Origin of the sequence: Sphingomonas zeicaulis (assembly GCF_050433225.1) — a bacterium.
In the GTDB taxonomy this organism is placed as follows: domain Bacteria; phylum Pseudomonadota; class Alphaproteobacteria; order Sphingomonadales; family Sphingomonadaceae; genus Sphingomonas_D; species Sphingomonas_D zeicaulis.
Genome location: NZ_JBNPXQ010000003.1, coordinates 276,585 through 295,948, shown reverse-complemented (window position 1 = coordinate 295,948; position 19,364 = coordinate 276,585). Strand labels below are relative to the sequence as shown.

General features: G+C 67.1%; 16 protein-coding genes, 1 other RNA gene and 1 pseudogene. 9 read left to right on the top strand and 9 right to left on the bottom strand.

All coding sequences use genetic code 11. The features are described 5' to 3' along the window. Positions 1-26: 26 nt before the first annotated feature. Positions 27-425: RNase P RNA component class A (gene rnpB, locus FHS96_RS14075), an RNA gene on the bottom strand. Positions 426-537: 112 nt separating this feature from the next. On the opposite strand from rnpB, the gene FHS96_RS14070 reads away from it, so the two are divergent. Together FHS96_RS14070 and FHS96_RS14065 are read left to right on the top strand one after the other, a co-directional pair. Further along, positions 538-2,628 carry a transglycosylase domain-containing protein gene (locus FHS96_RS14070; RefSeq protein WP_429592468.1) on the top strand — a complete coding sequence of 697 codons (2,091 nt, stop codon included), beginning with the start codon at positions 538-540 and terminating at the stop codon, positions 2,626-2,628. Between the two features lie 72 nt (positions 2,629-2,700). Then, positions 2,701-2,967: an SWIB/MDM2 domain-containing protein gene (locus FHS96_RS14065; protein ID WP_429592465.1), complete on the top strand. Its 267-nt coding sequence runs from the start codon at positions 2,701-2,703 to the stop codon at positions 2,965-2,967. Between the two features lie 172 nt (positions 2,968-3,139). Here FHS96_RS14065 and FHS96_RS14060 read toward each other — a convergent pair whose 3' ends face one another. Together FHS96_RS14060 and FHS96_RS14055 are read right to left on the bottom strand one after the other, a co-directional pair. Then, the gene (locus tag FHS96_RS14060) at positions 3,140-4,078 is read right to left on the bottom strand and encodes a cation efflux transmembrane domain-containing protein (protein ID WP_429592462.1); all 939 of its coding nucleotides are present in this window, start codon (positions 4,076-4,078) and stop codon (positions 3,140-3,142) included. Next, entirely contained in the window at positions 4,075-4,527 is a 453-nt protein-coding gene (locus tag FHS96_RS14055; RefSeq protein ID WP_429592459.1) for a type 2 periplasmic-binding domain-containing protein, read from the bottom strand. The genes FHS96_RS14060 and FHS96_RS14055 overlap by 4 nt, the downstream gene beginning before the upstream one ends. A 169-nt stretch (positions 4,528-4,696) precedes the next feature. Between FHS96_RS14055 and FHS96_RS14050 the strand changes: the two genes are divergently transcribed. Together FHS96_RS14050 and FHS96_RS14045 are read left to right on the top strand one after the other, a co-directional pair. Then, on the top strand, positions 4,697-5,125 hold the full coding sequence (locus tag FHS96_RS14050; protein WP_429592457.1) for a DoxX family protein: 429 nt from the start codon (positions 4,697-4,699) through the stop codon (positions 5,123-5,125). Between the two features lie 70 nt (positions 5,126-5,195). Then, positions 5,196-5,771 carry a nitroreductase family protein gene (locus tag FHS96_RS14045; RefSeq protein WP_429592454.1) on the top strand — a complete coding sequence of 192 codons (576 nt, stop codon included), beginning with the start codon at positions 5,196-5,198 and terminating at the stop codon, positions 5,769-5,771. A gap of 41 nt (positions 5,772-5,812) precedes the next feature. Here the strand turns inward: FHS96_RS14045 and FHS96_RS14040 are convergent, their stop codons facing one another. The 3 genes from FHS96_RS14040 to FHS96_RS14030 all read right to left on the bottom strand — a co-directional run bounded on the left by FHS96_RS14040 (position 5,813) and on the right by FHS96_RS14030 (position 8,046). Then, on the bottom strand, positions 5,813-7,066 hold the full coding sequence (locus FHS96_RS14040; protein ID WP_429592451.1) for a bifunctional alpha/beta hydrolase/OsmC family protein: 1,254 nt from the start codon (positions 7,064-7,066) through the stop codon (positions 5,813-5,815). A gap of 26 nt (positions 7,067-7,092) precedes the next feature. Further along, positions 7,093-7,476 carry an OsmC family protein gene (locus FHS96_RS14035; protein WP_429592448.1) on the bottom strand — a complete coding sequence of 128 codons (384 nt, stop codon included), beginning with the start codon at positions 7,474-7,476 and terminating at the stop codon, positions 7,093-7,095. A gap of 309 nt (positions 7,477-7,785) precedes the next feature. After that, positions 7,786-8,046, bottom strand: a complete 261-nt coding sequence (locus FHS96_RS14030) for a hypothetical protein (RefSeq protein WP_429592446.1) — start codon at positions 8,044-8,046, stop codon at positions 7,786-7,788. Between the two features lie 201 nt (positions 8,047-8,247). Between FHS96_RS14030 and FHS96_RS14025 the strand changes: the two genes are divergently transcribed. Next, entirely contained in the window at positions 8,248-10,140 is a 1,893-nt protein-coding gene (locus FHS96_RS14025) for a potassium transporter Kup (protein ID WP_429592443.1), read from the top strand. On the opposite strand, the gene FHS96_RS14020 is transcribed toward FHS96_RS14025, so the two are convergent. Together FHS96_RS14020 and rtcR are read right to left on the bottom strand one after the other, a co-directional pair. Continuing rightward, positions 10,137-10,268: a hypothetical protein gene (locus FHS96_RS14020; RefSeq protein WP_429592440.1), complete on the bottom strand. Its 132-nt coding sequence runs from the start codon at positions 10,266-10,268 to the stop codon at positions 10,137-10,139. The genes FHS96_RS14025 and FHS96_RS14020 overlap by 4 nt on opposite strands. A 167-nt stretch (positions 10,269-10,435) precedes the next feature. Next, a pseudogene (gene rtcR, locus FHS96_RS14015) lies at positions 10,436-11,959 on the bottom strand (RNA repair transcriptional activator RtcR); the annotation flags it as partial. Between the two features lie 254 nt (positions 11,960-12,213). On the opposite strand from rtcR, the gene FHS96_RS14010 reads away from it, so the two are divergent. From FHS96_RS14010 to rtcA, 3 genes are all read left to right on the top strand, one after another. Next, positions 12,214-13,767: a vWA domain-containing protein gene (locus tag FHS96_RS14010; protein ID WP_429592438.1), complete on the top strand. Its 1,554-nt coding sequence runs from the start codon at positions 12,214-12,216 to the stop codon at positions 13,765-13,767. Between the two features lie 751 nt (positions 13,768-14,518). Then, entirely contained in the window at positions 14,519-15,742 is a 1,224-nt protein-coding gene (locus tag FHS96_RS14005; protein ID WP_429592435.1) for an RtcB family protein, read from the top strand. A gap of 137 nt (positions 15,743-15,879) precedes the next feature. Then, positions 15,880-16,893, top strand: coding sequence for an RNA 3'-terminal phosphate cyclase (gene rtcA / locus FHS96_RS14000; RefSeq protein ID WP_429592433.1), 1,014 nt, complete (start codon positions 15,880-15,882; stop codon positions 16,891-16,893). A gap of 203 nt (positions 16,894-17,096) precedes the next feature. Here the strand turns inward: rtcA and FHS96_RS13995 are convergent, their stop codons facing one another. Then, the gene (locus tag FHS96_RS13995) at positions 17,097-18,035 is read right to left on the bottom strand and encodes a 5'-methylthioadenosine/S-adenosylhomocysteine nucleosidase (RefSeq protein WP_429592430.1); all 939 of its coding nucleotides are present in this window, start codon (positions 18,033-18,035) and stop codon (positions 17,097-17,099) included. Positions 18,036-18,232: 197 nt separating this feature from the next. Between FHS96_RS13995 and FHS96_RS13990 the strand changes: the two genes are divergently transcribed. Continuing rightward, entirely contained in the window at positions 18,233-19,351 is a 1,119-nt protein-coding gene (locus FHS96_RS13990; RefSeq protein WP_429592427.1) for a purine nucleoside permease, read from the top strand. The last annotated feature ends 13 nt before the right edge of the window (positions 19,352-19,364 follow it).

The window sequence follows — 19,364 nt, the reverse complement described above, 5'->3', positions numbered from 1 at the left end:
GCCGCCCGGGCGGCGCGTCGGAATCTCATGCCAGAGGATCTGTAAGCCGGGTTCTGTCCATCCCCAAGGGGGACTGGGCGACCATTCCTCTAGGGCGCGGATTGCTCCGTGCCTCAAGCAACCAACCCGGGCGACGGGCCGGAACCAGGCCCTCGGGTACGAAACCCGGTGTCGCCCCTATTCGGTCTTGCTCCCGGTGGGGTTTACCATGCCACCCCCGTTGCCGGGGGCGCGGTGCGCTCTTACCGCACCCTTTCAATGTCACCTGGCCGAAGCTTCGGCGACCTGCTTTCTGTTGCACTGTCCCTGAAGCGCGCAGCCGAAGCTGCGTGCTCCGCCGGGTGTTACCCGGCACCGTGTTTCCGTGGAGCCCGGACTTTCCTCTCCCCCCGACAAGCGAAGGCAGCGGCCGCCCGATCCTCTGGCGCGGCGGCTGTTAGCTCAAACTGTGACGTACGGCAATTTTTCGGTCTCGCATTGGCTGTATTGCCAAGGTATGACAGCAGCCACCATGCCATTTTCCGGGTCTCGCCGCTGATGTTCTGGTCGCGAGACCGCCGTCCCGAGCCGGTTCCCGCAGGTCCGCCGCCGGCCGACACTTATGCGGCGCCGCCGGTCGATTCGCCCGGGCAACCGGTACCACTTCCGCCGTCGCGGCTGCCGCGGGTCATCCGCCGGATCAAGCTGGGGCTGCTCGCCTTCCTGCTGATCTTCGTGCTGCTGGTCGGCTATCTCGCGGTCACCGCGCCGTTGTCGCGCTCGCTGCAGCCGGTCGCGGCGCCGCGGATCACCTTGCTCGCGGCGGATGGTACGCCGATCGCGCGGCGTGGGGCGATCATCGACAAGCCGGTCGTCATCGCCGAACTGCCCGCGCACGTGCCACATGCTTTCCTGGCGATCGAGGATCGGCGCTTTCGCCAGCATTGGGGAGTCGATCCCTGGGGGATCATGCGCGCTGCCTGGAACAATCTGCGCGCCGGCGGTGTGCGGGAGGGCGGCAGCACGATCACCCAGCAACTCGCCAAGGTCGCCTTCCTCGATGCCGATCGCACTTTCGGCCGCAAGGCGCGCGAGGTGCTGATCGCATTCTGGCTGGAGGCGCGGCTCTCTAAGGACGAGATCCTCGCCCGCTATCTGTCGAACGTCTATTTCGGCGACAATGTCTATGGTCTGCGCGCCGCCGCGCAACATTATTTCAGCGTGCCGCCGGAGGATCTGAGCGTCAGCCAGGCGGCAATGCTCGCCGGGTTGCTCAAGGCGCCGTCGCGGCTGGCGCCCAGCAGCAACCTGGAGGGAGCCCGTGCGCGTCAGAAGCTGGTCGTCGCGGCGATGCTCGATGCCGGCTTCATCGAAAAGGCGGTCGCCGATCGCGCCGGTCCCGCACGGCTGAAAATCCGCAAGGTCAAGGCGTTGCCCACCGGCACCTGGTTTTCGGACTGGGCGATGGCGCAGGCGCGCGACGGTTCGGGCGCGGTCTACGCCGAACAGGAAGTGAAGACGACGCTCGACCGCAAGCTGCAGGGCTATGCCGAGCGCGCGGTGCGCAACGCCGGCCTGCGCAAGGCGGATGTCGCGCTGGTGGCGATGCGCCCGGATGGGCAGGTGGTCGCGATGATCGGCGGACGCACCTATGCCGATGGCGCGTTCAACCGCGCCACGCAGGCGCGGCGCCAGCCCGGATCCACCTTCAAGCTGTTCGTCTATCTCGCCGCGTTGCGCGCGGGCATGCGTCCTGACGACAAGGTGGAAGACAAGCCGTTGACGATCGGTGAATGGAGCCCGCGCAATTCCGGCGACCGCTACCGCGGGGAGATCACGCTCAGGGAAGCGTTCGCGGTTTCTTCCAACGTCGCGGCGGTGCGGCTGTCGGAAAAGGTCGGGCGCAAGAATGTGATTCGCGCCGCTCGCGATCTTGGGGTGCGCAGCGCGCTCGCCGACGATGCCACGCTGGCGCTGGGCAGTTCGGGCACCACCTTACTCGAAATGACCGCCGCCTATGCTGCGGTTGCCGGGGATCGCTATCCGGTGCGCCCGCGCGGGCTGCCCGATGCGCGTGAAAGCTGGTTCGATTCGGTGTGGGACAGGCAGCGCCCGTTCGACGAGGAGATGCTGCCGGCGCTGAAGGATCTGCTGTCGTCGGTGGTCAAGCGCGGCACCGGCCGCGCGGCTGCGCTGTCGATCCCCGTCTATGGCAAGACGGGCACCAGTCAGGACAATCGCGACGCGATCTTTATCGGTTTCGCCGGCGATCTGGTTACCGGCGTATGGGTGGGCAATGACGACAACAGCCCGCTTTCCGGCGTCAACGGCGGCGGCCTGCCGGCGCGGGTGTGGCGTGACTTCATGGCATCGGCGCTCGGCGTGAAATCGCGCGCGGCGCCGCGCGCGATCGAAGAGGGTGAGGATGAGGATGAAGGCGCGCTGATCGGCAATGCCGGCGATATCGGTGTCAACATCGGCAATGACAGCCTGTCTGTGGACGGCAAGATCGGCGATGTCGGCGTCGGTCTACGCATCGGCCCGCAGGGCATCGAACTGGAAACGCGCCCGGCCGAGAACGCCCCTCCGCCGCCGCGCGACGATCGCGACGAATTGCTGCTGCCCCCGGTCGAGCGGCGCCGCGAATAACGCAATGCTTGCGCGAGGGAGCCAATCGCGCCATCGCTAGTTCAGCGGATAACGCTAGGACAGGATAAAGCCATGGCAGAGAAGAAGAAGACCGACGGCCTCAATCGTCCCGTACAGCCCTCGCCCGAACTGGGCGCCGTCGTTGGCACCAAGCCATTGACCCGCGCAGAGGTGGTCAGCGCGATGTGGGCTTACATCAAGAAGAACAATCTGCAGGATCCGGCCAACAAGCGTGATATCTTGGCCGATGAAAAGCTCGCCAAGGTCTTCGGCAAGGATAAGGTGACGATGTTCGAGATGAACAAGCTCATCTCTCCGCATCTGAAGCCTGTCGGCTGAATCAGCCCCCTATAGTGGCGGATGCTTTCACCGCCTGCGCTCGGCCGGAATTGTCTGTACGGCGGACCTGTGACGGGTGAAGGCTCTTCCTATCTTTTAAGCGAAGCCGGGACAATGGTGCTTGGCGCACCTTTCCTGTCCCGGCTTCTCTCGGCCGCCCGCTACGTCCGGGCTAGTGCGCGACGCTCTCATCCTCGGCGGGCGGAACGAAACTCACCTGCGCCAGCCGCCATGCGCGCTCCTCTTCATGCGGCCAGTAGGTGCCGGGCGGCAGTGCTTCGGCCGGCGGTGCGGCGCCATGCACCTCGGCACGGATCAGGCGGCCCGTCTCGCGCAGCCGCACCTCGGTGCCCGGAAACGCTGCCGCCAGCGTCTTCTTCACCGCTTCGGCATCCTCGGACAGATCGGCGCTGGAAAGGCCGCGCGGCGCACCATCGACCAGTTCGGCGGTCGACGATCGCAGCGCTTTGATGCCGTCGCTGAGCACGCTGAACGAGATCGCCGCCGCCGCGACCGAATCCGCCCACCACCAGCCGAGCCCCAGCCCGATGATGCCGGCAAGACCGGCAGCGCCCGTCATCCAGTTGGCTTTGTTCATCAGCGCGTCGGTGTGCAGCAATTTATCCTGCAGGGTCTTGGCCAGCGGCAGTTCCTTGCGGCCGATGATCAGCGGCGGGATGATCGCATAAGTCTGCGCACCTATCATCAGCCAGCCCAGCCAGATGTCGCGCCCGAACAGGCGCACCGATCCGACTGTGGCATGCTCGGCAGTGACCAGGGTCTTCGCCGCGTCGTAGAGCAGGAAGGCGCCCACTGCGGTCAGCGCGACGGCGGCAAGGAAAAAGCCAAGCCCGTTGACGCGCTCGAAGCCGAAGGGGAAGCGCGCGGATCGGCCGTGGTGCGTTTCGAAATGTGCGGCGATCAGGAACATCACCGGCGGCACCAGCCCCAGCATGTCCTCGATCCACGCCGTCTTCATCGTCTGGCTCTGGCCGAGCACGAGGCCCATCACGATGACGATGCTGATCGTCCAGCCGATGTTCCACCATTCGAGGCGGATCGCGCGGCGCATGGGCCGCGCGAGCGGTGCGGGAAGGGTGCCGCCGCTCATCGGCCTGCCGCCGCGGGTGCGACCGCGCGACTGCTGCGCTCGACCAGCATGATCCAGCGATTCTCGCCGTTGCGCATTGCGGCGACGAGTTCGAGCCGCTCGTCGCCCGTGCCGGCGATCGCAAGTGGCGGGCCGAACGCGACCTCGGTTGCCCACGGGCTGTCCGCGGCGACCGGCGCGATCACCAGGTCCAGCCGGCCGGCACGCAGCGCCGTAAACAGGGGCTCCGCCGCGCCACGGCTGATCTCGGCGCGTGCGCCGGTGTGCCGTTCCAGCGCCTCGATCAGCCGCACGGGGCGGTCGTTGCGGGATATCGGCAGGCCGGCGGCCACGCCCACCATGAGCCGGTGCGTGGTCTCGACGCGTTTCAGCGTGCCGCCCGGATCGCGCGGCAGGGCGTCACAACCGGTGATGAGGATGAGGAAGGCGAGAACGGCAACGCGGGTCATTACGGCTATTCAACGGCAGTCCGGGCGATGGGTTCCGTCATCGGCTTTTCCGATTTTTCGAACATTTCAATTGAGTTTATTCGGCTGTTTGATGCGCCGGTGCAGGTCCATCTTCTCCTCAACGGCGCCGCGCTGTCGCAGCCGCCGCTTTGGACAAGGATTATTCGAGATGAACAGCACCACCCTTGCCGCTGCGGCGGCGCCCCACTCCGCCGATCGCGCGGCCGGCGTCGCGGCGTTCGGCGGCCGCATCGCAATCGCGGCGATCTTCATTCTCAGCGGCGCGTCGAAGATTGCCGCGCCCGCCGGCACGATCGGCTATATCGCCTCCGCCGGCCTGCCGCTGCCGACCGTCGCCTATGCGATCGCGGTCGCGGTCGAGCTGCTCGGCGGTATCGCGCTGATCCTCGGCTATCGCACCCGCTTCGTCGCCGCAGCGCTGGCGATCTTCTCGGTCGCGGCTGCGTTCGGCTTCCACAACCAGCTCGCCGACCAGAACCAGTTCATCCATTTCTTCAAGAATATCGCGATTGCGGGCGGTCTGCTCCAGATCGTCGCGCTCGGCGCCGGCCGCGTTGCGCTCGACGCGCGCCGCTAACCTGCTTTAGACAGCCGGCGTCGCGTCCTGCGGCGCCGGCTTTTCCTTTGCTTGCCTCATGGGGGATCTGATGACCAACCGTACCACCGACACTGCGCTCGACCGCCTGTTCCTCGACCGCTGGTCGCCGCGCGCGTTCGACGGATCGGATATGCCGCAGGCCGATCTCGATCTCATTCTCGATGCCGCGCGCTGGGCGCCCTCGGCCTACAATTATCAGCCCTGGCGCTTCCTCTACGCGCATCGCGGCGACGCCAACTGGGCGCGCTTCCTCGATCTGCTGATCCCGTTCAACCAGGGCTGGGCCAAGGACGCGTCGGTGCTGATCTTCGTCGTTTCCGCGACGACGATGGGCGCGCCGGACAAGCCTTCGCACAGCCACAGCTTCGATGCCGGCGCCGCCTGGGCGCAGCTCGCGCTGCAGGCGCATATCGCCGGCTATGTCACCCACGGCATGAGCGGCGTCGATTTCCCGCGCGCGCAGACCGAACTGGGCGTGCCCGAGGATTTCCGCGTCGAGGCCGCGATTGCGCTTGGCAAGATTGGCGACCCCGCGACCCTGCCCGAGGGCCTGCGTCAGCGCGAAGTGCCGAGCGACCGCAAGCCGTTGGGCGAGATCGCGTTCGCCGGGAATTTCGTGGCGTAACTTGATTTCCTCCCCGGCGCGCAGCGCCGGGGAGGAAATGCCTACTCCACCGGCGTTGCGATATGCTCCATCGCCTCCATATGCGCCTCCGCCGGCTCGGCCTCGGCCGGCGGCTCACCCTCCACAGTGGCAAACGTGGATCCCCGCTCCAATGTGCGATGCACCGGGCAGCGGTCGGCGATCTCCAGCAGCCGCGCGCGCTGTTCGTCGTCCAGGGGGCCTTCGATCGAGATGCGGCGGCTGAAGAAGTCCGCGGGCGTCTGCCCGGCGCGGCGCTGGTGGCCCACCGCGGTGCGGATGCGTGAGACCGGCCAGCCCTTGCCATCCGCGTAGAGCCGCAAGGTCATCGTCGTGCAGGCGGCGAGCGCGGCGGAGAGCAGGTTGTAGGGCGTCGGCCCCGTGCCCATCCCGCCCACGCTTACCGGCTCGTCTGCCAGGAAGCGCTTGCCGCCGGCCTGGATCGCAACCTGGAACTTGCCGGCGCGGGTCTCTTCCGCTTCGGCGTCGGTCGCGAGCGCCGGCCCCTCGGGCAGTTCGGGCAGATAGCGCGCCGCCCAGCTCGCGATCGTCTGCGCGGCATAGTCGGCGTCGGCGCGGTCGTGCAGCAGATGGTCGGCGTCGTCGAGCGAGATGAAGCTTTTGGGATGCTTGGCGGCGACGAAGATGCGTTCGGCATTCTCGATGCCCACCGTGTCGTCGCGCGGGCCGTGCATCACCAGCAGCGCGCGCCGCAGCCCGGCGATGCGCGCGCCCTGATCATGACGGCGCAGATCGTCGATCAGGCCCTTGTCGACCAAAAAGGCGCGGCCGGCGAGCGAGACCTCGGCCCGGCCATTCGCCTCGATCGCGGCGAGTGCGGCGGGTTCAAACTGGTGGAGGGTGTGGGCGACGTCGAACGGCGCCGCGATTGTCGCGACCGCCGTCACGCTCGGCAAGTCGCCCGCGGCGGCGATCACCGCGGCGCCGCCGAGGCTGTGGCCGACGAGCAGGGCCGGCGCCAGGCCGGCTTCTGCCATCGCTTTCGCCGCGGCGACGATGTCCTCGACATTGGCAGCGAAGCTGGTCTCACCGAACGCGCCCTCGCTGGAACCGAGCCCTGCGAAGTCAAAGCGCAGCGTGCCGATGCCGCAGCCGGCGAGTGCCCGCGCGATGCGGACGGAGGCGATGTTCTCCTTGCCGCAACTGAAGCAGTGGGCGAACAGCGCCCAGCCGCGCGGGCGCCCTTCGGGCATCTCGATGCGGCCGGAGAGGCGGTGGCCGGCCGAGCCGACAAAATCGAACGGGCGCGTGGGCAAGCAGATCTCCGTGGCGCGATTGGCGGTCAGGCGAGGGTCGTATGGATCGGGAGCCCGCCCTTGAGTGTCAAGGTGACGGGGGTGCGTTCGGCGATCTCTGCCAGCCGCGCGCGCTGTTCCTCGTCGAGCCCGGCGATGGTCAGCGTGCGCTTGATCTCTAGGCCGTTTTCGCCCTGCACGGTGCGCAGCGCGACATCGACGCTCTCCAGCGGCCAGTCCTTGCGATCGGCATACATCCGCAAGGTGATCGCGGTGCAGGCGCCGAGCCCGGCGAGGATCAGGTCATAGGGCGCAGGGCCGGCATTGGCGCCGCCGAGCGTGGACGGCTCGTCCGCGACCAGGCTGTGGCCACTGACCTCGATTTTGGTGCGATAGGTGTCGCGCCCGATATGGGCGGTGCCGTGGGCCATGGTGCTTCCTTTCGGTTTCAGGCGGCGAGCTGCGCGATCGCATCGATCTGCGCGGGGTTGTAACCGGCGGCGATCGGTGCCGATACCCATCCTCAGGCATGGCATCCTCCTGCGCTGTCCGTGGGAGGAGGGATAGCGTGCCGCCCCATGCCGGATCAGTCGCAAAGATTCATGGCGCTCATTCGACAAAATCGAAAAGGGGGCCGGCGCTGGTCGCGCCGGCCCAGTCATTCCTACGCAGGAGGAACGTCGGCGGGGCTCATGGGGTCCGAAGGGGGAGGAAGGGGGGAAAAAGGGTGAAAAATGGGGTCAGCCGCGGGGCGCCCAGCGCTGCGACACGCGCACCTCGTCCAGCAGGTGACGGCCGATGAAGAACAGCGCGGCGCCCGCGCTGCCGCTCAGGAACAACAAAGTCGCGAGCAGCAGGTCGAGCGCGCCGACGCCACCGGCCGCATGGCCGTGCAGATGCCGCGCCAGCAGCGCCGAAAGATGGAAGGCGAGCCCGCCGAGCAGCAGCCCCGCCAGCCGCAGCGTCAGATCGACGTCGCGGCGCCCCCGCCAGTTCGCCATGGTTACGCAACTCCTTTGCACGCCGCGGAGTTACGGGGGGCGACATAGCTATTCGAGATCGAGGGGCCGGGCTTTGCGTAGGGATTGCGTAGGATGCGCTGCAAGGATCGATCGCGCGGCGCGAAATCCTATGCCAATCCTATGCCGGTGACCGGAAACCCCTCTGGAGATCCTATGCCGACCGATGCAAGCGGAGTGGGAATGACCGACCAGACCGGCGCCAAGCCGCATCATGAGCCCAAGGGCGGCCTCCACGCGCTGGCGCTCGGCGCGCTGGGCGTCGTGTTCGGCGATATCGGCACCTCGCCGCTCTATGCGCTGAAGGAAAGCTTCGTCGGCCACCATCCGCTCGCCGTCGATCAGGCGCACATCTATGGCGTGCTTTCGCTGGTGTTCTGGACGATGACGATCATCGTCACGCTCAAATATGTCGTGCTGATCCTGCGCGCCGACAATGAGGGCGAGGGCGGCAGCATGGCGCTGCTCGCGCTGGTGATGCGGCGGAGCAAGCTCAATGGCTGGAGGGGCGTGGTCGCAGCCCTTGGCGTGCTCGCCACAGCGCTCTTCTATGGCGATGCGATCATCACCCCGGCGATCTCGGTGCTGTCCGCGGTCGAGGGGCTGACGGTGGTGGAGGCCGGCTTCGACCGCTTCGTGGTGCCGCTCGCCATCGCCATCCTCGCCGGCCTGTTCCTGATCCAGCGCCGCGGCACTGCGCGCGTCGCTGCCTGGTTCGGGCCGATCATGGCGCTCTATTTCGCGGTGCTGGCGCTGCTCGGCATCGCCAACATCGTCCAGCACCCGGAAATCCTGGGCATCGTCAATCCGTGGTGGGCGATCAACTTCTTCCTGATCGACCCGAAACTGGGGTTCCTCGCGCTGGGATCGGTGGTGCTGGCGGTGACCGGCGCGGAGGCGCTCTATGCCGATATGGGCCATTTCGGCCGCCGCGCGATCAGCGCCGCATGGCTCTACGTCGCGTTTCCGTGCCTGTTGCTCAACTATATGGGGCAGGGCGCGCTGCTGCTGAGCACGCCCACCGCTGCCGCCAACCCCTTCTTCCTGATGGCACCCGAATGGGCGCGGCTGCCGCTGGTCGTGCTCGCGACCTTGGCGACGGTGATCGCGAGCCAGGCGGTGATCACCGGCGCCTATTCGGTCACCCAGCAGGCGATGCAGCTCGGCTATCTGCCTCGCCTTAGGATCACCCACACCAGCGCGGATGCCGCCGGCCAGATCTATATCCCGCTGGTCAACTGGGGGCTGATGATCTTCGTCATGCTGCTGGTGATGGGGTTCGGCAATTCGGGGGACCTGGCGGCGGCCTATGGCATCGCCGTCACCGGCACGATGCTGATCACATCCTGCATGTTCGGTATCCTGGCCTTCGCGGTGTGGCGCTGGCACCCCGCGTTCGCCGGCATCGCGACAGCGGCGTTCGTGCTGATCGACGGCGCCTATTTCGCCTCCAATGTCACCAAGATCCCTGATGGTGGCTGGTTCCCGCTGCTGGTCGCCGCGATCGTCTTCACCCTGCTCACCACCTGGGCGCGCGGGCGGCAGATCATGCGCGTCTATATGCAGGAAGGGGCGATGGACCTCGACCTGTTCATCCGCTCCACCGGCAAGTCGCTGGAGCGCGTGCCGGGCACCGCGATCTTCCTGTCCTCCACCACGGACGGCGTGCCGCCCTCGCTGCTCCACAATGTGAAGCACAACAAGGTACTCCACGAACGCGTCGTGATCCTGACGGTGAAGACGGAAGGCGTGCCCTATGTCGGCAAGGCGGGCATGGTCGAGAAGATCGACGCCGGCGAAGGCTTCTACCGCATGGTCATCCGCCACGGCTTCATGCAGGAGGTCAACATCCCGCGCAGCCTGGAAACGGTGAAGGATTGCGGCGGCAAGTTCGCCGCGATGGAAACCAGCTATTTCCTCAGCCGCCAGACGGTGATCCCCTCCGAACGGCCGGGCATGGCGCTGTGGCGCGAGAAATTGTTCGCCTGGATGGTGCAGAACGCGGAAAGCCCGATGGCCTTCTTCGGCCTGCCGATCAACCGCGTGATCGAGCTGGGATCGCAGCTCGAAATCTAGCCGGCGAGCGCCTTCGACGCCATGAAGACGAGGGTGACGAGCCCGCAGGAATAGAGCGAGAGCGTGACCGGGCCCTGCATGCCGAGCCAGTCGACGATGGTGGACCAGAGCGGATTGGGGTCTGACATGGGGCGGATGTGCCCCGTTAGGCCAGCGACTTTCGAGACGGACAAGCGCCCAACGGCGTTTGGATCGCGTAGAAAATGCCCGATCGCCCGGACGGGCTTCACCCCGCCACGTCCGCCCAGCCCAGCCCGAAGCGCACCAGATATTTGCGCAGCCGGTCCGCATCGTTCGCCGAACTGCGCCGGGCGAGCGAGGCGCTGAACAGCGTGCGGCCGGCCTCCGACAGCGAGCGGGACTGGCGGCAGACGGTGATGACATAGGCGAGCTGGACGCGGTCGAACGGGTCGATCTCGGCAAGCGCGTCGGCGGGGAGCAGCGCGGCGAGGCCGTCATCGCCGCTCTCCGCCGACCAGAGCCGACGCAGCCGGCCGATCTCCAGATCCACGCACTCCACGTCGATCCGTCCGCCGGGGGACAAGGTCGCCATGCGCGTGACGCTTGCCATCAGGTCGCGGAAATTGCCGGGCCAGCGCGCCTCGCCGCTGGTCGCGAAGGCGAGGTAGCGGCTGCGCGCTTCCTTGTTGAACGACACACGATTGCCCTCGCGCTCGGCGAAGCGATCAAGCTCATAATCGAGATTGGGCTCGATATCCTCGCGCCGCTCGGCAAGGCCGGGCAGGCTGAAGGTCCACAGGTTGAGCCGCGCATAGAGATCGTCGCGGAACCCGCCCGCCGCCACCGCCTGGCCGAGATCGCGGTTGGTGCCGGCGATGAGCAGGAAGTCGGACGCGGCCTCCTTGTCGGCGCCCACCGGCAGGAAGCGCTTGTCCTCGATCGCGCGCAGGATCATCGCCTGCTCGTCCAGCCCGAGTTCGCCGATCTCGTCGAGGAACAGCATGCCGGTGTCGGCGGCGCGCAGCAGGCCGGGGCGGTCGGCGACCGCGCCGGTGAACGCGCCCTTGCGGTGGCCGAACAGCGCCGACATCGCGCCGTCGCCCTTCAAGGTCGCGCAATTGACCTCGACGAAGGGCCCCGCGACCTGATGCTTCAGCCGCTTGAGTTCGTAGATCCGGCGCGCGAGCTGGCTTTTGCCCGCCCCCGTCGGCCCCATCAGCAGCACCGGCGCGCGCGAGCGCAGCGCGACCTGCTCGATCTCGTCGATCATCCGGTTGAAGCCGGCGTTGCGCGTGTCGATCCCCGATTTGAGGAAGGACTGGCTTTCCGCGGAGGCCATCGCGAAGCGCGTCGCGATGCTGTCATAGCGCGAAAGGTCGAGGTCGATCGCCGTCCAGCGGCCCGCCGGGCTGGCGGCGCCGCCACCGCCGCGGTTGGGCTGGGTCTGCAGCAGCCGGCCGGGCAGGTAGCGCGCCTCGGTCAGCAGGAAGAGGCAGATCTGCGCGACGTGCGTGCCGGTGGTGATGTGGATCAGATAATCCTCGGCCTCCGGATCGAAGGGCTCGGCGCGCGCGAAGTCGAGCAGCTTGCCATAGACCTCCTCGAAATCCCACGCGTCGGTGAAGTCGAGTTGGCGGGGTTCCACGGTCGTCTCGGGCGAGACCGAGCGCACATCATCCGCCACCAGCTCGGCAAGGCGGCGATGCTGCTCGCCATGGAGCAGCAGGAAGCGATCGACGCGCAGATCCTCATGCATGGCGATGCCCACCGACGGCCGCCAGCGGTTCCAGCGTGACGGGCCGAACTTGGCGGCATCGAGGGTGGAGCCGAGGAATCCGATGACGGTGACGGGTTTCATTCTTATCGTTTAGGATAAATTCCTATCGTTATCGATAGGAAATTTGCCGTCCGCTCGGAGAGCCGCGTCGACCGGCGTCACGGTCGTTGAATAATAAAATCATGTAAATTCAATAAGTTATAAAATATTCTTGTCCTCACCCCGGCAGTTGGCACGCCTCCTGCGATGCTGTTGGCGTCGGCGCTGTGGCCGGCAGCGGAAACGGAAACAGGGCGGCCGGAATGCGCCGGCCGCCCTGTAAGGAGGAAGGCAGAATGGCGAACAAGTCTCTTTTCGCGTCGGCGGTGGCGAAGTTCCTGCCGCGTGCGGACGCCATCAATCATGAAGGCGCGCCGGCCTATGCCTATGAGCCGGAGGCGAAGCTCGCGCAGCTCGCCGCCACCGGCACCCTCGCCGACAATTTCTATGGCGATGCCGGGGCGCAGCTGGCCGATGTGCTGGCGGCCGCCAAGGCGGTCGACCCGCGCTTCGCGGCGCAGGCCGCGGTCTATGCCCGCAAGTCGGGTGCGATGAAGGATATGCCGGCGCTGCTCGCGGCGTGGCTGACCGTCGCCGAGCCCGATCTCGCGGTGCGCGTGTTCGGCCGCGTCATCGACAATGGCCGCATGCTGCGCAGCTTCGTGCAGATCATGCGGTCCGGCCAGGTCGGGCGCTCGTCGCTCGGCACGCGGCCCAAGCGGCTGGTCCAGCAGTGGCTGGAACAGGCGTCGATGCGCAGCCTGATGGCGGCGGCGACGGGCAAGGATCCGAGCCTCGCGGACATCGTTCGCATGGTTCACCCCAAGCCCGCGGATGCGGCGCGGCGGGCCTTCTATGGCTGGCTGATCGGCAAGCCCTATGATGTTGCCGCGCTGCCGGCGGAGATCGCGGCGTTCGAGGCCTGGAAGCAGGATTCCTCGGGCCCGTTGCCGCCGGTGCCGTTCGAATGGCTGACCGCCTTTCCGCTGACTGCGGAGCAATGGTCCGAGCTTGCCGGCACGATGGGCTGGCAGGCGCTGCGGATGAACCTCAACACGCTGGCGCGCAACGGCGCGTTCGACGTGGAGGGAACGGTCGATCTCGTTGCCGCGCGGCTTGCCGATGCGGAGGCGATCGCCCGGGTTCGCCCGCTGCCCTACCAGTTGATGGTGGCGCTGGGCCAGGTCGACGATCGGGTGCCGCTGCGTGTGCAGGGCGCGCTCGAGGCGGCGCTTGAGAAGGCGCTGAAGGCCGTGCCGCGGGTCGAGGGCAACATCGTGATCTGCCCGGACGTGTCGGGCTCGATGCAGTCGCCGGTTACCGGCTTCCGCAAGGGCGCGTCGTCCAAGGTTCGTTGCATCGATATCGCGGCCCTGGTCGCGGCGGCGATGCTGCGCACCAACCGGCAGGCACGGGTGATGCCGTTCGAAACGCGGGTGGTGCCGCTCGATCTCGATCCGCATGCGCGGGTCGCGGTCAATGCGGCGCGGCTGGCGGCGGTCGGTGGCGGCGGCACCACGGTGTCGGCACCGCTGGCGATGCTCAACGCGGAGCGGGCGGCGGTGGACCTGGTCGTGATCGTCTCGGACAACGCGTCCTGGGTCGATGCGGGCAAGGGCCGCTCCGGCGCCACGGCGACGATGACCGAGTGGGACGCGCTCAAGCGGCGCAACCGCCAGGCCAAGCTCGTCTGCGTCGACGTCCAGCCCTATGGCACCACGCAGGCCTCGGGCCGGGTGGACATCCTCAACGTCGGGGGCTTCTCCGACGCGGTGTTCGACACGATCGCACGCTTCGCCAGTGGCGAGACGCGGGATTGGGTCGAACTGGTCAAGCAAGTGGAGGTTTGACGGAATGAACTGAAGGCCGTGGCGAATGCGGGTGGGACTACATCATTGAAACCGATGGGCCGAAAGGTCCGCTGTCCCATCCATTCTCGTCGCCACGGCCCAATCCCCCTCCCGCTTGCGGGAGGGGTTAGGGTAGGGCCTGTCCGGGCCTCGTGCTGTCTCGGGACAAGCCCTCCCCCGGCCCCTCCCGCAAGCGGGAGGGGAGAAGAAAGAACACGGCATGGCGAATGCCGATGGGACTACATCCACCAGAGAAAGTCCGGAGAGAAAAGCGCCCGGGAAACCGGGAGATGCGGGTTCAAATCCCGTCGCTGGAACGTAGCTTAAGGACGCCTATGTCTCATCATTCCTCGTCGCCAAGGCCCAGTCCCCCTCCCGTTTGCGGGAGGGGTTAGGGGAGGGCCTGTCCAGTCTCAGTGCCGTCTCGGGACAGGCCCTCCCCCGACCCCTCCCGCAAGCGGAAGGGGAGAAGAAAGAATAGAGTCATGGCGAATGCCTGACGGACTACATGGACTCGGTATCCCCAGGTCGCGGGTTCGAATCCCGCCGGGCCGGCCAATCGGCCCGTAGCTCAGCGGATAGAGCGGGTAGGCGTCCGTCGAAATCCTCGTCGCCATGACGACGCAACAACAACAGCCGGCGAATGCTGGCGGGACTACACGGTAGCCAGAAGGTTCGAATCCTTCTCCCGGTTTCGGCCGGGATGTCCCGCCAAACCCTTGTCGCCGGCACCGGATCGAAGGAGGTCGTGATGACCCAGACCTATGAAGTGCAGCACGCCACCGGCGGCGTGCCGGTGAAGATGTGGACGCGCGGCGTGCCGGTCGACGACAAGGCGCGTGAGCAGCTTTCGCGCGCGGCGGCGATGCCGTTCGTGTTCAAGCATGTCGCGGCGATGCCGGATGTGCATGTCGGTATCGGCGCGACCGTGGGCTCGGTGATCCCGACCAAGGGCGCGGTGATCCCGGCGGCGGTGGGTGTCGACATCGGCTGCGGCATGATGGCGGCGCGCACCTCGCTCGTCGCCAGCGACCTGCCGGACAATCTGGAGGGCATCCGCTCGGCGATCGAGCGGGCGGTGCCGCACGGGCGCTCGGTGGGACGCGGCAAGCGCGACACCGGCTCATGGGGCGATCCGCCGACGGCGGTGGTCGAGGCGTGGGCGACGCTCGCGGCGCGCTTCGGCCAGATCGTGGCGAAGCATCCGCGACTGAAGAACACGAACAACCTCGTGCATCTCGGCACGCTCGGTACCGGCAACCACTTCATCGAGCTGTGCCTGGATCAGGAGCAGCGCGTATGGGTGATGCTGCATTCGGGTTCCCGCGGCGTGGGCAATGCGATCGGCAGCTACTTCATCGAGCTGGCGAAGCAGGACATGCGCAAGTGGTTCATCAACCTGCCGGATCAGGACCTCGCCTATTTCCCGGAAGGGACCGATCATTTCGACGAGTATGTCGAGGCGGTCGGCTGGGCGCAGGACTATGCGGCGCTGAACCGCCGGATGATGATGGTCAATGTGATCCGGGCGCTGCGCGGCCAGATCGCGCAGCCGTTCGAGGCCGAACTGGAAGCGGTCAACTGCCATCACAATTATGTGACGCGGGAAAACCATTTCGGCGAGAATGTGCTCGTGACCCGCAAGGGCGCAGTGCGCGCGGCCAAGGGCGTGCTGGGCATCATCCCGGGTTCGATGGGCGCCAAGTCGTTCATCGTGCGCGGGCTCGGCAATGCCGAGGCGTTCGACAGCTGCAGCCATGGCGCGGGGCGCGTGATGTCCCGCACCCAGGCCAAGAAGCTGGTGACGCTCGCCGAGCATATCGCCGACACCGAGGGGGTGGAGTGCCGCAAGGACGACAGCGTGATCGACGAGACGCCGAAGGCGTACAAGCCGATCGAGGCGGTCATGGCGGCGCAGGCCGATCTCGTGGAGATCGTCCATACGCTCAAGCAGGTAGTGTGCGTGAAGGGGTGAAACGGGAAAAAGCGGCATGCCGGGGGCATGCCGCCCCGTTTCACGGTCGAGCAAGCGGCCGTGGAGATAAGGGGGCGGCTGCGCCGCCCCCTTACCCTGACTTCCCTTGCCGAGGGATGAGGGCAGAGAGAAAAATAATGATTATGATCGACGGGTCCGAGGGTGAGGGCGGCGGTCAGATGCTGCGCAATGCGTGCGCGCTTTCGCTCATCACCGGCCAGCCCTTCCGGATCACCAACATCCGCGGCAAGCGCGAGAAGCCGGGGCTAATGCGCCAGCATCTGATGGCGGTGACCGCCGCCTGCACGATCGGCAATGCGAGCTGCGACGGCCTCGAACTCGGCTCGACCGAGATCGAATTCCGGCCGGGCGCGATCCGCGGCGGTGACTATCGCTTCGCGGTGGGCAGCGCCGGCAGCACCGGGCTGGTGCTGCAGACCGTGCTGATGCCGCTGCTCGCGGCCGACGCGCCGTCGCGGCTGGTGCTGGAGGGCGGCACGCACAATATGGCCGCGCCGCCGTTCGACTTCATCGAGCGCTGCTTCCTGCCGGTGCTCAAGCGGATGGGCGCGCGCGTCGGCGTGCGGCTCGTCCGCCACGGCTTCTACCCGCGCGGTGGTGGCGTGGTGGAGGTTGAGATCGTGCCGGCGCGGCTGCGCGCGGTCGAGTGCGTCGATCGCGGCGCGCTGGTTGCGGTATCGGCGACCGCCCTGTTCGCGGGGCTGCCGCACGGCATCGCCGAACGCGAATTGCGCGCGGCGCGGCCGCTGCTCGACTGGCCGGAGGCGGCGTTCGCCGTCCGCCAGCTTCCCGAGGAGCAGGGGCCGGGCAACGCGCTGATGCTGGAGGCCCGCTTCGAACAGGCGACCGAGATCGTCACCGGCTTCGGGAAGCTGGGGCTGTCCGCCGAATCGCTCGCGAAGACCGCAGCACACCGGATGGCGGGCTACCTGCGAACGGATGCCTTTGCCGGACCCTATCTGGCGGACCAGTTGCTGCTGCCGTTCGCGCTGGCGGGGGAGGGCGTGTTCACCACGGTGAAGCCGAGCCAGCACAGCTTGACCGCCGCCTATATCGTCGAGCGGTTCACCGGCCGCCGCACGATCTTCGCCTCGCGTAAGGGCGGCGGCGCACTGGTGCAGGTGCGCTGAAAAAAAAATGGCCAGCCCCGAGGGGCCGGCCTTGAAAGTTTATAGGAGAGGATGCCTGAAAGGCCTGCTCTATGTGGCTGATAGCGCTCTCAGTGGCAAATGCGCACTGATCGATCCTGAATGCAGGAACTGCACTCACTGCGTGTAAACTTTGCTCCCAGATGAACGGGAACCAATTTTGGCAGGGCGGCGTTTGCGCCTTTTCAACGTGTTTCCTGGGTTTCGCTGGGCAATGCGGCAATGAAGGCGCGGACGACCGACGCGCTGTTTTCCGCCGCGAGCGACATGAAAATCGTCATGCTGTTGGGCCCGGCATCGCCGCCGGCGAGGTCTGACAGGCTGCGAAAGCCGATGAAGGGGATTCGGTTGGCGTGCGCGACCTGCGCGACCGCCGCGGTTTCCATGTCGATCACGCGCGCATCATAACTCTTGTGCAGATAGCTGCGGTAGGCGGCGTTATCGACGAAGGCTGGGCTGCTGACGCCGGTGCCGCCCACCACGATGCGCGGCGTGCCCGGCAGGCAGCGCGTGGCCGGCGCCTCGATGCAGCGCTTCAGCGTGACGGCTTGGGCGATGCGGGTGGCGAGCGCGACCAGCGCGGCGTCGGCAGCGAAGGCTTCGTGGCGGGTGGGATCGCTGCCCATTCGAATGCCGCGCGGAAACATCATGCCGAATGGCGCGCGCTTGCTCGCCTGCGCGCCGGGCGGCAGCAGGAAGCCGCTGGCGGTCTCACGCGCCATCACCACCTCCAGATTCTGCGACCATGATGCGGGCACCGCGACATCGCCCACCGCCAGTGCCGGATCGGCACCGCCCGCGATGCCCGAAAAGACGATCCGGCTGACCGTGAAGCGATCGATCAGCATCTGCGCGTTCATCGCCGCGTTGACCATGGAAACGCCGCTTTCCATCAGCACCACCGGCTTGCCCGCCATGGTGCCGGTCACGATCGCAACGCCATTGATTTCGCGTTGCACGGGCTGCTCGATCAGGCCGATCAGCGAGGCCCATTCGGGCGCGAAGGCGGAGATGATCGCGGTGCGCGGCGTCGTGTCCAGCGCCTCGCTCGCGGCGTTGGCGGGTGCGGTCGCCAGCCCGCAGATCATCGTCAGCCAGAGCGCGGCACGGCGCATCGTCTTCATCATCATTCCCCCTGGATGTTGCGCCGCGCCATTGCGTCATGCGCCGCGGCATAATGGGGATGGCGAGGCGGATCGCAACCCCGAACGAACCAGCAATGGCGGGGCTTGCGGGTTGTTTCCATTGTGTTAGCGTCTGCATCAACCCCCGGGGGCAACAAGGGGGATGGGAGAGGCCTCACGACAGGGCGGAGGCCGGATTGAAGCTTTTGGTTGGTGCCGTGGGCTGCGCGCTGATGGCGTGCGGGCCGGTGATCCCGGCGCGGGCGCAGACTGCGTCCGCGGGCATGGAAGGTCGCGCCGCGGCAACCGCGCCGGCGGCGGCGCCGATCGAGATCCGCACCGTCATCGTCACCGCGTTCGAGATCGGCGAGGATGTCGGCGATCGCGCCGGCGAATATCAGGCCTGGGCGGCGGTGATGCCCGAGGTGCTGCCCTTCCCGGCGGGGTTCCGCCACCTGCGCTACGATCCCGCGCGCAAGGCGCTGCTGCTGTCGACCGGCATCGGCACCAATCGCGCCGCCGCCTCGACGATGGCACTGGCACTCGATCCGCGCTTCGATCTCAGCCACGCCTATTGGCTGGTCGCCGCGATCGCCGGGGTCAATCCGGAGGTGGCATCGGTCGGATCGGCGGCGTGGATCGGCGATGTCGTCGACACCGATTATGGCTATGCGGTCGACGCGCGCGAGGCCCCTGCCGGCTGGACGACGGGCATGTTCCCGCGCGATCGCAAGACGCCCTATGAGGCGCCGCGCGGCGACACGCGCTACAATCTTTTCCCGCTGAACAAGGGGCTGCGCGACTGGGCCTTCGCGCTGACCAGCGGCATCCGCATTCCGGATACGCCGGCGCTGCGCGAGATCCGCGCCGCCTATCGCCATCAGCCCGCGGCGCAGAAGCCGCCCTTCGTGCTGAAGGGCGCCGAGGCGAGCGGCCAGACCTTCTGGCACGGCACGCTGCTCAACACGCATGTCGACAAATGGGTCAGCTACTGGACCGATGGCGGCGAGCGTTTCGCGATGACGGCGATGGAGGATACGGGCGTCGCCGGCGCGCTGGCGATGGCCGGGCGCCTCGGCCGCGTCGACCCCGAACGCCTGCTCGTGCTGCGTACCGGCAGCAATTATTCGGCGCCGCCGCCCGGTATCGGCGCCGCCGAAAGCCTCGTTGCCGAATCCAGCGGGCTTTCGGCGCTGCAGGCGTCGCTCGATACCGCCTTCCTCATCGGCATGCCGGTGGTCGAGGCGATCGACAAGGATTGGCACAGATACAGGGGAACAGTGCCCGGCACGTCGGAAAGCCGGCCGGGCAAATAGCACAAGCGCAACA

What these genes read in the sequence shown, in the direction of transcription:
- FHS96_RS14065 (WP_429592465.1), top strand. Translation starts at nt 2,701, where the DNA reads ATGGCAGAGAAGAAGAAGACCGACGGCCTCAATCGTCCCGTACAGCCC.
- FHS96_RS14005 (WP_429592435.1), top strand. Translation starts at nt 14,519, where the DNA reads ATGACCCAGACCTATGAAGTGCAGCACGCCACCGGCGGCGTGCCGGTG.
- FHS96_RS14045 (WP_429592454.1), top strand. Translation starts at nt 5,196, where the DNA reads ATGACCAACCGTACCACCGACACTGCGCTCGACCGCCTGTTCCTCGAC.
- FHS96_RS14055 (WP_429592459.1), bottom strand. Translation starts at nt 4,527, where the DNA reads ATGACCCGCGTTGCCGTTCTCGCCTTCCTCATCCTCATCACCGGTTGT.
- FHS96_RS14070 (WP_429592468.1), top strand. Translation starts at nt 538, where the DNA reads ATGTTCTGGTCGCGAGACCGCCGTCCCGAGCCGGTTCCCGCAGGTCCG.
- FHS96_RS14060 (WP_429592462.1), bottom strand. Translation starts at nt 4,078, where the DNA reads ATGAGCGGCGGCACCCTTCCCGCACCGCTCGCGCGGCCCATGCGCCGC.
- FHS96_RS13995 (WP_429592430.1), bottom strand. Translation starts at nt 18,035, where the DNA reads ATGAAGACGATGCGCCGTGCCGCGCTCTGGCTGACGATGATCTGCGGG.
- FHS96_RS14050 (WP_429592457.1), top strand. Translation starts at nt 4,697, where the DNA reads ATGAACAGCACCACCCTTGCCGCTGCGGCGGCGCCCCACTCCGCCGAT.
- FHS96_RS14020 (WP_429592440.1), bottom strand. Translation starts at nt 10,268, where the DNA reads ATGTCAGACCCCAATCCGCTCTGGTCCACCATCGTCGACTGGCTCGGC.
- FHS96_RS14035 (WP_429592448.1), bottom strand. Translation starts at nt 7,476, where the DNA reads ATGGCCCACGGCACCGCCCATATCGGGCGCGACACCTATCGCACCAAA.
- FHS96_RS14025 (WP_429592443.1), top strand. Translation starts at nt 8,248, where the DNA reads ATGACCGACCAGACCGGCGCCAAGCCGCATCATGAGCCCAAGGGCGGC.
- FHS96_RS14010 (WP_429592438.1), top strand. Translation starts at nt 12,214, where the DNA reads ATGGCGAACAAGTCTCTTTTCGCGTCGGCGGTGGCGAAGTTCCTGCCG.
- rtcA (WP_429592433.1), top strand. Translation starts at nt 15,880, where the DNA reads ATGATTATGATCGACGGGTCCGAGGGTGAGGGCGGCGGTCAGATGCTG.
- FHS96_RS14030 (WP_429592446.1), bottom strand. Translation starts at nt 8,046, where the DNA reads ATGGCGAACTGGCGGGGGCGCCGCGACGTCGATCTGACGCTGCGGCTG.